At 69.1% G+C, this 13,787-nt stretch carries 15 protein-coding genes and 2 pseudogenes; 9 read left to right on the forward strand and 8 right to left on the reverse strand.

What is annotated here, in order from left to right; genetic code table 11:
• The gene (locus A5622_RS17190) at window positions 1–771 is read right to left on the reverse strand and encodes a 1-acyl-sn-glycerol-3-phosphate acyltransferase (protein ID WP_066873135.1); all 771 of its coding nucleotides are present in this window, start codon (window positions 769–771) and stop codon (window positions 1–3) included.
• A 76-nt stretch (window positions 772–847) separates the two neighbouring features.
• Between A5622_RS17190 and A5622_RS17195 the strand changes: the two genes are divergently transcribed.
• From A5622_RS17195 to A5622_RS17205, 3 genes are all read left to right on the forward strand, one after another.
• Window positions 848–1,612 (forward strand): phosphotransferase, encoded by a 765-nt coding sequence (locus tag A5622_RS17195; protein WP_066880204.1) that lies wholly within the window; start codon window positions 848–850, stop codon window positions 1,610–1,612.
• A gap of 83 nt (window positions 1,613–1,695) precedes the next feature.
• Window positions 1,696–3,246 (forward strand): MBL fold metallo-hydrolase, encoded by a 1,551-nt coding sequence (locus tag A5622_RS17200; protein WP_066873141.1) that lies wholly within the window; start codon window positions 1,696–1,698, stop codon window positions 3,244–3,246.
• Complete coding sequence (locus A5622_RS17205; RefSeq protein WP_066873143.1) at window positions 3,243–3,575, forward strand: hypothetical protein; 333 nt, start codon at window positions 3,243–3,245, stop codon at window positions 3,573–3,575. Before A5622_RS17200 ends, A5622_RS17205 begins: the two co-directional genes overlap by 4 nt.
• Here A5622_RS17205 and A5622_RS17210 read toward each other — a convergent pair.
• Both A5622_RS17210 and A5622_RS17215 read right to left on the reverse strand, forming a co-directional pair.
• A complete protein-coding gene (locus A5622_RS17210; RefSeq protein ID WP_066880206.1) occupies window positions 3,572–5,146 on the reverse strand; it encodes an NAD(P)/FAD-dependent oxidoreductase in 1,575 nt (524 codons plus the stop codon). The genes A5622_RS17205 and A5622_RS17210 overlap by 4 nt on opposite strands.
• Window positions 5,147–5,194: 48 nt before the next feature.
• On the reverse strand, window positions 5,195–5,818 hold the full coding sequence (locus A5622_RS17215; protein WP_066880208.1) for a TetR/AcrR family transcriptional regulator: 624 nt from the start codon (window positions 5,816–5,818) through the stop codon (window positions 5,195–5,197).
• A 69-nt stretch (window positions 5,819–5,887) separates the two neighbouring features.
• On the opposite strand from A5622_RS17215, the gene A5622_RS17220 reads away from it, so the two are divergent.
• Window positions 5,888–6,373 (forward strand): DUF2834 domain-containing protein, encoded by a 486-nt coding sequence (locus tag A5622_RS17220; protein ID WP_066880210.1) that lies wholly within the window; start codon window positions 5,888–5,890, stop codon window positions 6,371–6,373.
• Here A5622_RS17220 and A5622_RS17225 read toward each other — a convergent pair.
• Complete coding sequence (locus tag A5622_RS17225) at window positions 6,370–6,942, reverse strand: class I SAM-dependent methyltransferase (RefSeq protein WP_066880212.1); 573 nt, start codon at window positions 6,940–6,942, stop codon at window positions 6,370–6,372. The genes A5622_RS17220 and A5622_RS17225 overlap by 4 nt on opposite strands.
• Before the next feature lie 55 nt (window positions 6,943–6,997).
• On the opposite strand from A5622_RS17225, the gene A5622_RS17230 reads away from it, so the two are divergent.
• Window positions 6,998–7,747 carry a helix-turn-helix transcriptional regulator gene (locus A5622_RS17230; RefSeq protein ID WP_066880213.1) on the forward strand — a complete coding sequence of 250 codons (750 nt, stop codon included), beginning with the start codon at window positions 6,998–7,000 and terminating at the stop codon, window positions 7,745–7,747.
• A gap of 3 nt (window positions 7,748–7,750) precedes the next feature.
• On the opposite strand, the gene serS is transcribed toward A5622_RS17230, so the two are convergent.
• Window positions 7,751–9,013, reverse strand: coding sequence for a serine--tRNA ligase (serS, locus tag A5622_RS17235; protein WP_066880215.1), 1,263 nt, complete (start codon window positions 9,011–9,013; stop codon window positions 7,751–7,753).
• A gap of 112 nt (window positions 9,014–9,125) precedes the next feature.
• Here serS and A5622_RS17240 point away from each other — a divergent pair, with 112 nt between their 5' ends.
• From A5622_RS17240 to A5622_RS17250, 3 genes and pseudogenes are all read left to right on the forward strand, one after another.
• On the forward strand, window positions 9,126–10,502 hold the full coding sequence (locus tag A5622_RS17240) for a septum formation family protein (RefSeq protein WP_066880217.1): 1,377 nt from the start codon (window positions 9,126–9,128) through the stop codon (window positions 10,500–10,502).
• Between the two features lie 4 nt (window positions 10,503–10,506).
• Window positions 10,507–10,927, forward strand: a pseudogene (locus tag A5622_RS17245) (metallopeptidase family protein).
• A 3-nt stretch (window positions 10,928–10,930) separates the two neighbouring features.
• Window positions 10,931–11,122, forward strand: a complete 192-nt coding sequence (locus tag A5622_RS17250; RefSeq protein WP_066871612.1) for a hypothetical protein — start codon at window positions 10,931–10,933, stop codon at window positions 11,120–11,122.
• Between the two features lie 4 nt (window positions 11,123–11,126).
• On the opposite strand, the gene A5622_RS17255 is transcribed toward A5622_RS17250, so the two are convergent.
• Complete coding sequence (locus A5622_RS17255; protein ID WP_066871615.1) at window positions 11,127–11,813, reverse strand: histidine phosphatase family protein; 687 nt, start codon at window positions 11,811–11,813, stop codon at window positions 11,127–11,129.
• Window positions 11,810–12,760, reverse strand: a complete 951-nt coding sequence (gene pheA / locus A5622_RS17260) for a prephenate dehydratase (protein ID WP_066880221.1) — start codon at window positions 12,758–12,760, stop codon at window positions 11,810–11,812. Before pheA ends, A5622_RS17255 begins: the two co-directional genes overlap by 4 nt.
• 92 nt (window positions 12,761–12,852) lie before the next feature.
• On the opposite strand from pheA, the pseudogene A5622_RS17265 reads away from it, so the two are divergent.
• Window positions 12,853–13,134, forward strand: a pseudogene (locus tag A5622_RS17265) (DUF2470 domain-containing protein); the annotation flags it as partial.
• A 61-nt stretch (window positions 13,135–13,195) separates the two neighbouring features.
• Here A5622_RS17265 and A5622_RS17270 read toward each other — a convergent pair.
• Window positions 13,196–13,787 (reverse strand): DUF2470 domain-containing protein (locus A5622_RS17270; RefSeq protein ID WP_066880223.1); only part of this gene is annotated, 592 nt, incomplete at its 5' end.

Consider the following 13,787-nt stretch of genomic DNA (forward strand, 5'->3'; position numbering starts at 1 on the left):
TCACGACTCCGGCGCCCCTGCGGACCGGGCCCGCCGGGCCGCCCGGGCGGCCGCCTCCTCGGCCTCCAACTGGGCCGCCTCCGCCAACGATGGCGCGCCCCCGCCCAGCCGGTGGGGCACCCAGAACTCGCCGGCGGGGTGCGGCCCGTACATTTCCTGCGCGCGCTCCAGCAGATGCTGCATGCGCGAGTGCAGCAGCCCCTTGAGCTCCTCGACGGCCAGCGTCGGCTCGATCGGTTCGCCGACCAGCACGATGATCGGAACCTTGGGCCGCCAGAGCTTTTTCGGGTGGTCCTTGGTCCAGATCCGCTGGGCGCCCCAGACGATGTGCGGAACGATCGGCACCCCGGCCTCGACCGCCATCCGCGCGGCGCCGGATTTGAATTCCTTGATCTCGAAGCTGCGGCTGATCGTGGCCTCGGGATAGACGCCGACCAGCTCGCCGTCCTTGAGGTTGCGGACGGCGTCCTCGAAGGAGGCGGCGCCGTCCTGGCGATTCACCGAGATGTGCCGCAGGCTGCGCATGATCGGCCCAGTGACCTTGTGGTCGAACACCTCCTGCTTGGCCATGAACCGCACCTTGCGGCCCAGACCCTGCTTGTAGGCCGGCAACCCCGCGAAGGTGAAGTCCAGGTAGCCGGTGTGGTTGATCGCGATGACCGCTCCGCCGCTGGTCGGCAGGTTCTCCACGCCGGCGATCGTGATCTTCAGGCCCTGGACGCGCCAGACCAGGCGGGCGAGTTGAATGACAGTCCCGTAAACCGGTTCCACAGCAGTTCAGCCTAATGCTCCCCGCCACCCGCCGTCCCCAGAGCCGAGAATCCAAAGCGCCGCAAGGAGGCCGTCGTTGTCCGCCCCGTCATCCCCACCGCCTGTGCCTGCGATCGTCGACCGGTTCGCCGCCGGCCGGCCGGTGCGGGCGGTCTGGGTCAATGAGCTCGGCGGAGTGACCTTTCGGGTAGGTGCTGACGCGGCTGCTGGGCACGCCACCGGCGGGGTTGAATTCATCAAGGTGGCGGAGCCGGGCTCCACCGACCTGGCCGGTGAGGCGCAGCGTCTGCGGTGGGCACGTCACTACCTGAGGACGGTGCCGGAAGTGCTCGGCCACGGGATGGCCGGGGACCATTCGTGGCTGCACACTCGCGGGCTGCCCGGCCTGCCGGCCGTGCATCCACGGTGGCTGGCGGCACCGGACGTCGCGGTGTGCGCAATCGGTGCGGGTCTGCGCGAATTGCATGACCGGCTTCCGGCTCAGGCGTGCCCCTTCGACTGGTCGGTGAGTGCGCGGCTGGCCGCATTACCGCCGGCAGCCCGGTCGCCGCTTGGTGAGCCACCGCCGGTCGACCGGCTGGTGGTCTGCCACGGCGATGCCTGCGCGCCGAACACGTTGATCGATGGCCAGGGCCGCTACAGCGGACATGTTGACCTCGGCGACCTCGGTGTGGGCGATCGGTGGGCCGACCTCGCGGTGGCAACGCTGTCGCTGGGCTGGAACTACCCCGGTCGGGGATGGGAGGGGGAATTCTTCGCCGCATACGGTGTCGAGCCCGACCCAGTGCGCATCGACTACTACCGGCGGTTGTGGAACGCCGAAGATGCCGGCTCGCGCTAAGCTCGGGGGCTGAAAAGCCGTCATCCCCGGCCGAGGCCGCAGAAGCCTTTCGAAGGCCTTCTACCGGCCCCAGGAAGGTATCAGTGCAGGTCACCAGCGTCGGCCACGCCGGATTTGTGATCCAGACCCAAGCGGGCAGCATCCTGTGCGACCCCTGGGTCAATCCGGCCTACTTCGCGTCCTGGTTCCCGTTCCCGGACAACAGCACGCTGGACTGGGACGCGTTGGGTGCCTGCGACTACCTGTATGTGTCGCACCTGCACAGGGACCATTTCGACGCGAAGAATCTGGCCGAGCACGTCAATAAGGACGCCGTGGTGTTGCTGCCGGACTTTCCGGTACCCGACCTGCGAAACGAATTGCAAAAGCTGGGGTTTCACCGATTCTTCGAGACCAGCGATTCGGTCAAGCACCGGATCGCCGGCCCGAAGGGCGAGCTTGACGTCATGATCATCGCGCTGCGGGCGCCCGCCGACGGTCCGATCGGCGATTCGGCGCTGTTGGTTTCCGACGGCGCGACAACGGTTTTCAACATGAACGACGCCCGGCCGGTGGATCTGGACGCGCTGGCCACCGAATTCGGGCACATCGATGTGCACCTGCTGCAGTACTCCGGGGCCATCTGGTACCCGATGGTCTACGACATGCCGGCCCGCGCCAAGGAGTCGTTCGGCATTCAGAAGCGGCAACGCCAGATGGACCGCGCCCGCCAATACCTCACCCAGGTCGGGGCGACGTGGGTGGTCCCGTCCGCGGGGCCACCCTGCTTCCTCGATCCGGAACTGCGCCACCTCAACGACGACCATGCGGATCCGGCCAACATCTTCCCCGACCAGGTGGTGTTCCTGGATCAGATGCGCAGACACGGCCACGCCGGCGGCCTGCTGATGATTCCCGGGTCGACCGCCGATTTCACCGGCTCGCAGCTCAATTCGCTGACCCACCCGCTGCCCACCGACCAGGTCGAGGCCATCTTCACCACGGGCAAGGCCGACTACATCGCCGACTACGCCGAGCGGATGGCGCCCGTCGTCGCCGCCGAGCGGGCGAGTTGGGCACCGGCCACCGGGGAGCCGCTGCTGGAACCGTTGCGCGCCCTGTTCGAGCCGATCATGTCGCAAAGTGACGAGATCTGCGACGGAATCGGTTATCCCGTCGAACTGGTGCTGGGGCCGGAAATCGTGGTCCTGGACTTCCCGAAACGTGCCGTGCGGGAACGCATTCCGGATGAAAAGGTCCGCTACGGTTTCGAGATAGCGCCGGAGCTGGTTCGCACCGTGCTGCGCGATCGCGAGCCGGACTGGGTCAACACCATCTTCTTGTCGACCCGGTTTCGGGCTTGGCGTGTCGGCGGCTACAACGAGTACCTGTACACGTTCTTCAAGTGCCTGACCGACGAACGGATCGCTTACGCCGACGGCTGGTTCGCCGAGACGCACGACGACTCGGCGTCGGTCACGCTGGACGGCTGGGAGATTCAGCGCCGCTGCCCGCACCTCAAGGCCGACCTGTCGAAATTCGGGGTCGTCGAGGGAAACACGTTGACCTGCAACCTGCATGGCTGGCAGTGGCGACTGGACGACGGACGCTGCCTGACCGCCAAGGGCCACCAGCTGCGGAGTTCGCGGGCGTGAGCGCATCTTACGACGACGGCCTGATCCAGCTGGATCGTGCGGCGATCACGTTGCGCCGCTACCACTTTCCTTCCGGCACGGCGAAGGTGATCGCGCTCGACGCGATCCGCGGGTACAAGGCCGAGCAGCTGGGCCTTTTCACCCAGCGGTTCCGGATCTGGGGCAGCTCGGACTTCCGCCGCTGGTTGCCGCTGGACATCGGCCGCCCGCTCAAGTCGACGCTGATCACGCTGGACGTGCCGGGCACGCGGCCCAGCCCGGCGTTCACGCCGGCGCGTCCCGAAGAATTCACCGCCCTGCTGGACGACCTGCTCGGCCGGCGCGGTTAGGACGCCCCCGCGGCCCCGCGGTCGGCGAGCGCCTGGCGCGCCGCGTTGTAACCGGGGATGAAGGTGATGCCGGGGCCCCCGTGACAGCCCGCGCTGCCCAGATACAGGCCCTCGATCGGGATCGGCTGGCCGAGGAAGCCCCGCGGGCCGGGCCGGTTGGGCCCGATCTGGTTGGCGTTCAACAGACCGTGGCAGTAATCCCCGCCGGGCGCGCCGAACATGACGCCCATGTGCCTGGGCGTGAAGGTGGTGTGCCGGATGATGCTGCGTTCGAAATTCGGGGCGAGCCGGGTGACCTTGTCGATCACCCGCTGGCCCATCTCGACCTTGGCCTGCCCGTAGTCGACGTCGCCCTCGATCGGGAAGAACAGCGCGAACGCCGACGCGGCGTGCTTGCCGTCGGGTGCGAGGCCCGGGTCGTTCTGCGACGGGATCTGCAGCACGACGGTCGGGTCGGCCGGGACGATGCCGCGCCGCGCGTCCTCCCATTGCTGCTGGACTTCCTCCGGCGTGCAGAACAGGCCGATCGAGGCCTGCATGGCCGGTGAGTTGAGGGCCTCATACGGCGCGGCGAAGACGGGCGCCTCCTCGAGCGCGAAATGCATCTGCAGGTAGCTGCCGCGGTGGTCGATGCGGGCATAGCGTTCCCGGATATCGGCGGGCAGCGCGCCCTGTTCGATCATCTCGTTGAGCGTGACGTCCGGCGCGATCCCCGAGACGACGATCGGGGCGTGCAACGTCTCGCCCGCCTCGGTGCGCACGCCGGTCACCCGCCCGTCGGCGACGAGGATCTCGGTCACCTTGGTGCGCAACCGAAGTTCACCGCCATGACTTTCCAGGACGTCGCACAGGTGCGAGGTGAGCGCGCCGATGCCGCCGCGCAGCTTCTTCATCTGCATGGTGTCGCCGTCGGGTACGCCGAGCCCGAAGGCGAGCGCGGCCGCGCTGCCCGGCGTGGCCGGGCCCCGGTAGAGCGTATTGACGGCCAGCACGGTCATCGAGCCGCGGATCGCACCGAACTTCTCCCGGTCGGGCAGATAGCGGTCCAACACGTCGGTGACCGAGCCGAACAGCATGTCGTCGATCGCCGAGCGCTCGAATTCGTTTGTGGCGCAGGCATACATCTCGTCGATGCTCTTGGGTAATGTGCCGGCTTCGAACCGGCCCAGCGCGCGGGTCGGGCCCTGGCTCCACGCCATCAGCCCCGCCATCCCGTTGACGGCGTCGGCGCCGTGCACCTCGTTGAGATGGGTGAACAGCTTGACGGGGTCGCTGTACTGGATCAGCGGATCGTCGCCGACGCCGCGCACGGCCACCGACATCACGTCCAGGTCGATGGTCGGCAGGGTGTCCAGGCCCAGCGCGTCGACCACCACCTGCGACGTCGGGAACTGCACCGAGCCGGCGATCTCGAACTGGTATCCGTCGAAAAGCTCGACGGTGGAAGCCATGCCACCCGCGTAGAGCTTGGGATCCAGGCACACCGTGCGCAGCCCGGCCTTGGCCAACAGCACTGCCGCGGTGAGCCCGTTGTGCCCGGCACCGATAACTATCGCGTCGTATTCAGTCATGTCCTGCCCTCCGAAAGGGAGGCTCGCACGACCGCAAAGTTTTGTCAATTATGACGAAACTGCGGTGATCCACGTGCCGGAGATCCCGCCCCGCAGCGACTCGAGCGCCACGTGGGTGATCCGGGCCAGTTCGCCGAGCGACCGGTCGTCGCCGACCATCCAGGTTTCCATGGCGCCGAACACCGCGGCCGCGATGCACCGCGCGGTCACGGTGACCCGCAGCCGCACATCCGGCGTTCGATCGGCCGCGCCACTGCGCCGGCGCAGCTGCTCCTCGATGGCGTCGGCCAGGTCGGCCTGGACGTCGCGGATGTGGCGGACGATGCGGCCCTGGTCCAGATCACCGCCCCGCAGCGCGGCGATTTTCGCTACGGCCTCAACGTCATAGGGGAAGGCGAAGACCGCCGCCTGCACCGAGTCGATGACCGGCTCGTCGACCGGCCTGGCCTCCAGCGCCGCGCGAAACCAGTGCAGCCCGGTGTAGTCCGCGAACAGCAGGTCGTGCTTGGAGCTGAAGTGGCGATAGAACGTCCGCAGCGACACCCCGGCGTCCGCGGCGATCTGCTCGGCCGACGTGTCCTCCACGCCCTGGGCCAGGAACCGCACCACGGCGGCCTGGCGCAGCGCTTCGCGCGTGCGCTCGCTGCGCGCCGTCTGAGCGGGCCGGACCATGGCAGTAAGGTATCAAGAAACTTTTTGACAATATTGACAAAACTTCCGGACCCGGGCGAGACTGCGCCCATGGTCTCGCTACTCACTCACGCGGTACTCGGACTGACGGTCATCAGCTGGATCGTCCTGGCCAACAGGGGAGTCTTCGCCCGCCCGGCCAGCGGCCCGCTGTTCTCGCCGATGGAAGTCGTGTACTACGTCGTCGGCATCGCATCGGTCGCCCTCGGCTGGTACTTCAACATCACCTACGTGCAGCAGTACGCGCACGGATCCACCAATCCGCTGTGGGGCGAACACGGCAGCTGGCTCGAATACGTCAGGCTGATGTTCACCAACCCGGCCGCCAGCTCGGCCAGCCAGGACTACACGATCGCCAATGTTGTTCTGCTGCCGATCTTTACGATCGTGGACGGCTACCGCAGGGGCCTGCGCCACCCGTGGCTGTACTTCGTGTCCAGCCTGTTCACCAGCTTCGCGTTCGCGTTCGCGTTCTACTTCGCCACGATGGAGCGGCAGCGCCGCCACGAGCGCGACCGTGCGACGGTAGCCGCTTAGCCGATCGGTTTGGTGGCCCGCCATTTCTGCCGGCCGCCCTTGACCTCGGTGTGGATGTCGGTGAATCCCGCCGCCGCAAGCCGCGCCGGCAGGTCGGCCGGCGGGATCGGGTTGTAGGTGTCGGCGACATGCAGCAGCCGAAATGCCAGGGACGGGACGCCGTCGCTGCCGGCGAAGACCCCGCCCGGTTGCAGCACCCGGAACGCCTCGGCGAACAGGCGGTCCTGCAGCTCGGCACGCGGCACGTGGTGCAGCATGGTGAAGCACACCACCGAGGTGAAATGGTCCGCGGGCAAACCGGTTTCGCTGCCGTCGCCGTGGATGATGCGCGCGCGATCACCGTAGCGGCGCTGCAGACGATCGGCCATCGCGCCGTCGACCTCGACCGCGGTGAGCGAGGCCGCCCGATCGATCAGCGCACGCAGCGTCGCCCCGTAGCCGGGGCCGATTTCCAAAGTCCGCGCGCCCAATTCGACGTCCCGCAGGGCCCACGGCAACAGCTGATCGGCCACCGCCTGCTCCCAGCCCGCGGAGCTACAGCGCCGTCGGTGCAAAAGATTCATCGCCATACCGAGAACGCTAGGCGCCCACACGGGGTGCGGGCTTCCGATATCCTGCCGTGATATGTCGGAATTCAGCCATCACGGGCTGGCGACTTCGTCGCAGACGTTGCCGCCGGGATCCCACATCGAGCGGCACCGGCATCCTTTGCACCAGATCGTCTACCCGTCCTCGGGTGCCGTCTCGGTGACCACCCCGACCGGAATGTGGATCACGCCGGCGAACCGCGCGATCTGGATACCGGCGGGGTGCTGGCACGAACACAAGTTTCACGGCACCACGCAGTTTCACGGCGTCGCGCTGGACCCCGACCGCTACCGCCGCGGCCCCGCGGCCCCCGCCGTGCTGGCGGTCAATCCGTTGATGCGCGAACTGATCATCGCGTGTTCGCAAACCGATGGCACCGACACCGACGAGCACCACCGGATGCTGGCCGTGCTGCACGACCAGTTACAGGCCACCAGCATCGGGGAGGCGCTGTGGATTCCCACACCGGTCGACGACCGGCTGCGGCAAGCGTGCGCGCTGATCGCCGACAACCTGCGGGAGTCATTGTCGCTGCGGCAGATCGGTGACCGGCTCGGGGTCGGCCAGCGCACGCTGAGCCGCCTGTTCAGCGACGAACTGGCGATGACGTTCCCGCAGTGGCGCACCCAGGTGCGGCTGCAGCACGCCCTGGTGTTGCTCGCCGAGCGGCGCGACGTCACGTCGGTGGCGGCCGAATGCGGTTGGGCCACACCGAGTGCGTTCATCGACACCTACCGGCGAGCCTTCGGGCATACGCCCGGCCAGGTGGCCGCCAAGACGCGCTAGTTATTAGTGGCGATTCGGCTCGAGCACCTCGGTGCCGACGAACGGCACCAGGGCCTCGGGCACCCGCACGCTGCCGTCAGGCTGTTGGTGGTTTTCCAGGATCGCCACCAACCACCGCGTGGTGCCCAGCGTGCCGTTGAGCGTGGCGGCGGTCTGCGGTTTGCCCGCCTCGTCGCGAAAGCGGGTGGCCAGCCGGCGCGCCTGGAACGTGGTGCAGTTCGAGGTGGACGTCAGCTCGCGGTAGGCGCCCTGCGTGGGAACCCAAGCCTCACAATCGAATTTGCGTGCGGCCGACGAACCCAGGTCACCCGCGGCCACGTCGATCACCCGGTACGGCACCTGGATGCGGGCCAGCATCTCGCGCTGCCAGGCCAGCAGCCGCTGGTGTTCCGCCTCGGCGTCCGCGGGGGTGCAGTAGACGAAGCCCTCGACCTTGTCGAACTGATGCACCCGGATGATGCCGCGGGTGTCCTTGCCGTAGCTGCCGGCCTCGCGGCGAAAACACGACGACCACCCCGCGTATCGCAGCGGCCCGCCGGACAGGTCCAGGATCTCGTCGGCGTGGTAGCCGGCCAGCGGCACCTCCGAGGTGCCCACCAGGTAGAGGTCGTCGGCCTCCACGCGGTAGACCTCGTCGGCGTGGGCGCCCAGGAACCCGGTGCCGGCCATCACCTCGGGGCGCACCAGCACCGGCGGGATCATCGGGATGAAGCCGTTCTCGACGGCCAGCCGCAACGCCAGCTGCAACAGGCCCAGCTGGAGCAGCGCACCCTTGCCGGTCAGGAAGTAGAACCGCGACCCGGACACCTTGGCCCCGCGCTGCATGTCGATCAGCCCGAGTGACTCACCGAGCTCCAGGTGGTCCTTCGGGTCGTCGATCGCCGCGGGCTCGCCGACCACGTCGAGCACGGCGAAGTCGTCCTCGCCGCCGGCGGGCACCCCGTCGATGACGACGTTGGAGATCGCCATGTGCGCCGCGGTGAACGCGGCCTCCGCGTCGGCCTGGGCGGCTTCGGCGGCCTTCACCTGCTCGGCCAGTTCCTTGGCGCGCGCCAGCTTGGCCGGGCGCTCCTCGGGAGAGGCCGCCCCGACGCTCTTGCTGGCGGACTTCTGTTCGGCCCGCAGCCCGTCGGCCGACGAGATCGCGGCCCGGCGGGCGGCGTCGGCGGTCAACAGCGCGTCTACCAGCGCCGGGTCCTCCCCACGACTGAGCTGGGAGCGGCGCACGGCATCGGGGTCTTCCCGGAGCAGCTTCAGGTCGATCACGGCCCTGAGACTACTTTCACCGGTTCGGGGCGGCTGGCGGCGCATCCACCGCGCAAAGTCGCAGGACTCACATCCGTAACTTTTGTCACCGGTCTCAGGCGCTCCTGTCAGAATGGAGCGGATGTCGCAAGCGCCCGAGAAGGAACTTTCGGAAGCCCGGGAAACCCGGGCGGTCGAGTCGTCCGAACAGCAGCCGTCGGCCTTCGGTTGGCCGCGCAGCCTGCAGGCCCGGGCGACCCGGCGCGCGCTGCTGCTCACCGCGCTCGGCGGCCTGCTGATCGCCGGGTTGGTCACCGCGATCCCGGTCGGCGGTCCCGGATCGGGTCGGTTCCTCGACAGCAGCCCGGTGCGCAGCACCGGAACCAAGAGCGACGCCGCCTTCAACCGGGCCGCCACCGGGGAGTGCCTGATGTGGCCGGAGACAACCCCGGAGTCGGCGAGGATCGTCAACTGCGGTGACGACCACAAGTTCGAAGTCGCCGAATCGATTGACATGCGGACGTTCCCGGGCTCGGAATACGGGCCCAACGCCGCACCCCCGACGCCCGCGCGCATCCAGCAGATCACCCAGGAGCAGTGCGAGGCGGCCGTCCGCACCTACCTCGGCCCCAAGTTCGATCCGAACAGCAAGTTCACCGTCAGCCTGCTGTGGCCCGGCGACCGGGCCTGGCGCCAGAACGGCGACCGCCGGATGCTGTGCGGCCTGCAGCTGCCCGGGATGAACAACCAGCAGCAGGCCTTCAAGGGCAAGGTCGCCGACGTCGACCAGTCCAAGGTGTGGCCGGCCGGCACCTGTCTGGGCATCGACCCGGCGACCAACCAGCCGACCGACGCGCCCGTCGACTGCGCGGCGCCGCACGCCATGGAGGTCACCGGCACGGTCAACCTGGCCGAGAAGTTCCCCGGTGGCCTGCCGGCCGAGCCCGACCAGGACGGCTTCATCAAGGATTCGTGCACCAAGATGACCGACGCGTACCTGGCGCCGGTCAAGCTGCGCACCACCACCTTGACGCTGATCTACCCGACGGTGCCGCTGGCCAGTTGGACGGCGGGCAGCCGCGAGGTGGCCTGCAGCATCGGCGCGACGCTGGGCAACGGCGGCTGGGCCACCCTGCTGAACAGCGCCAAGGGCCAGCTGCTGATCAACGGTCAACCGCCGGTACCGCCGCCCGACATCCCCGAGGAGCGGCTCACCATGCCGCCGATCCCGCTTCAGGTCCCGGCTCAGCCGCCGTCCACCCAGTCCGGCGCCGGCACCGGCTCGGCCCCGGAGATCCCGCCGAACAACCAGCACCTGCCCGGCCAGCAGCCCGCGCAGCAACCCCAGCAGCAGGCCCCGCAACAGCAGGCGCCCGCCCAGCAGGCGCCGCCGGCGGACAACGGCGCCCCGCCGGCCAACCCGGCACCCGAGGCACCGGCGCCCGCACCGCCACCACCGGCGAATCCCGCACCCGAGGCACCGCCCGCCGCGCCCCCGCCGGGAGGCTAGGCGGGTGTCCGTCCGGATGGATCCGCAGCGCTTCGACGAACTGGTCTCCGACGCCCTCGACCTCATCCCGCCCGAGCTGGCGGCCGCCATGGACAACGTCGTCGTGCTGGTCGAAGACCGCCATCCCGACGACGCCGAACTGCTCGGCCTGTACGAGGGCGTGGCGTTGACCGAACGTGACTCCGACTATTCCGGATCCCTGCCGGATGCCATCACCATCTACCGGGACGCGCTGCTGGACGCCTGCGAATTCGAGGACGAGGTCGTCGAGGAGGTGGCCATCACGGTGATCCACGAAATCGCTCACCACTTCGGCATCGACGACGACCGGCTGCACGAGCTGGGCTGGGCCTGAGAATCTGGCGCGGCGCCGGATCGCCGGGCGCGGCATCCCGATTTTGTCCGCGACGGGTGCTATGAACTGACCTATGAGCATTGACTGCCGCGACTGTCGGGCAGGCTTAGATCACTGTCACGGCACCATCATTCGCCACGCGCTGCACCGGTCGGAATGCACGGAGCCGGATTGCTTCAGTCCCGAGCTGTTGCCGCACGCCTTCGTGATCGACTGCGACGCCGTCGGGTGCGTGTGCACCGAAGTGATCGCCCTGGCCGTCTGACGGGTCAACCCATCGGGTCGGCGCTGGACCGCACCGCGTCCGCGACCGGCGTCGCCTCTTCCTCCGGGTAGAACGGCGGGGTCAGCGTCCCCCAACGCACGCAACTCCACCGCCCGTCGGTGATCGGGGTGAGGGCCACCGACTGGGCGTTGTCCAGGTGGTTGTCCAGCGCGAACTCGGCGTCGACGCCGGCCAGCACCGCGGCGGCCAGCCGGATCGCCGCGCCGTGGCTGACGACGACGATGTCGCCGTGGAAGTCGCGGTCGTCGAGGTAACGCAGGCGCAGGTCGGTGAGCACCGGGACGTAGCGGTCCAGCACGTCGTTGCCGGTCTCGCCGCCGGGAAGCGCCACGTCGAGCTCGCCGTGATGCCACCGCTCGTAGATCGCATTGAACTCGGCGACCGCGTCGTCGTCGTTGCGGTTTTCCAGCCGCCCGACCTGGACCTCGTGCACGCCGGCCACCTCGATCGGGGGCACTGCGACCTGGCCGCCGATCACCTCGGCCGTCTGCGAGGCCCGGGTGGCCACCGAATGCGCGAGCATCGCCGGGCGCCCCGCCCCGCGGGCGAATGCCCGCGCCTGGTCGCGGCCCAACGGGGTCAGCTCCGCACCCGGCGGGCGGGTGTCGAGCCGGCGCTCGACGTTTCCGAATGACTGGCCGTGGCGCACCAGGATCAACCGGCCGCTCACCGCCGCGCTCCCCCGGCGGACTCGTCGCGCTTGCCGTCCAGCAGCTGCTGCAGCCAGCGCGCGGCCTCCTCGGCGGAGGGCGGCAACGCCCCGGCCGGCGAGCCGGTGGGCCAGGAACCGAGATAACGCACATCAGCACAACGACGGTGCAGCGCTTTGAGTGCCTCGGCCACGGCGTCGTCGTCGATATGGCCGACGCAATCGGCGAAGAAGCGGTAGATGCCGAGACCCGTTCTGGTCGGCCGGGATTCGATGCGGGTGAGGTCGATGCCGCGGACGGCGAATTCGGCGAGCGCGGCCAGCAGCGCGCCAGGCGCGTTGTCGATGCGCAACACGACCGAGGTGCGGTCGGCTCCGGTGCGGGCCGGCGGTGGGCCCGGCCGCCCGACCAGAAGGAAGCGGGTCCGGGCGTTGGATTCGTCGACCACACCCTCGGCCAGGGTGCCCAGGCCCCAATGCGCGGCGGCCAACGGCGAGGTCACCGCGGCGTCGACGCGTCCCTCGGCGACCTGCTGGGCGGCGTCGGCGTTGGAGTACGCCGGCCGCAGCGCGGCGTCGGGCAGATTGGCGGCCACCCACTGGCGCACCTGGGCCGCCGCCACACCGAAGGCCGCCAGCGTCCGCACGTCCGTGGCGCTGCGGCCCGGTTTGACGACGATGCTGAAGGCGATGTCCAGCGTGGTCTCGGCGAACACCTGCAGGGGTGAGCCGATGGCCAGGCTGTCCAGGGTCGGTGTCACCGAGCCGTCGATCGAGTTCTCGATCGGGACGCAGGCGTAGTCGGCGGTGCCGTCGCGCACGGCGTCCAGCGCCGCGGAGGTGCTTTCGACGGGCGCGGGTTGCACCCCGGCTGGGCCTTCGTCGGGAATGAGTCCCGCCGCGCTGATCTGTCGCAGCGCCGCCTCGGTGAACGTCCCCTCCGGACCGAGGTATGCGATGCGGGCCACGTCCCAACCCTAGCGGCGCGCGGACCAGAAAAGTCTTGCGACGTCACCCCGGGTGAGTTAACTTAGGCTTACCTAATCAAAGGATGAGAATGGTGTTACCGCTGAGCTGCCCTGCCCCGACGACCGCCGAACGGATCCGCAGCGCCTGTGTCCGCGCCAGCGGCGCGCTGCTGGCCATCGAGCACGACGACCCGGTCCCCACCCCCCTGCACCACCTGATGGACGACGGATCGGTTGCGCTGGCGCTTCCCGTCGAGCGGGAACGGGAATTGGTGCGCCCCATCTCGGGGTCCCAGGCGCTGCTGGAGCTGACCGACTACGCGCCCCTACCGCTGCGCGAACCGGTCCGCTCGCTGGTGTGGGTGCGCGCTCGCCGTTCACCCGAGTAAACGTACGTGGCCGGCGCTCGGTCGCGCCGGTGCGCCGCGCGCTCGGCTAGCCGCGCGCCCGAAGCCCGTTGATGAAGGGGCAGCCCATCAGCACCCGGATCGCCTGGCTCAGGCCGGTCATGTCGTCGACCGGCTTATGGAACGGCAGCCGGACGTCGTGATCGCGATCGTCGCCCTCGACACGGAACCGGACGCCGTAGCGGTCCAGGCCCAAGGGCCGGACGTGCCCGCGCCGCAGCGGCGCCGGCAGCCGGGACACCAGCCGCGCGAGGACGTCGCTGTGGGCGGTGTCCAGGTGCCACAGCAGGCTTGACTCGAGCGCGCAGAACGGATCCGGGCGGGCGTTCAGCAGGTCGGCCACACTGACCGGCTCGGCGCCGGTGGCGTCGGTGACGACCACCGAGGCGATCTCGAGCCGCAACAGGGTGTAGCGCGGCTCGTCGCCGCCGCCGGGCCTGCAGCGTGGGGTATCGATGCCCAGCAGGGCGGGATTCGGGCACTCGGCGGCGATCAGGTCGAGCAGATCGAGGATCTCCGTCGGGTGTACCTCTTGGAGGCGACCGCGCACCCACACCAGCGAGCGGACCGGTTCGCGCAGCGGTAGGGGCGCGTAGTCGGTCAGCTCCAGCAGCGCCTGG

Origin of the sequence: Mycobacterium sp. 1245801.1, assembly GCF_001673055.1 — a bacterium.
In the GTDB taxonomy this organism is placed as follows: Bacteria; Actinomycetota; Actinomycetes; order Mycobacteriales; family Mycobacteriaceae; genus Mycobacterium; species Mycobacterium europaeum_A.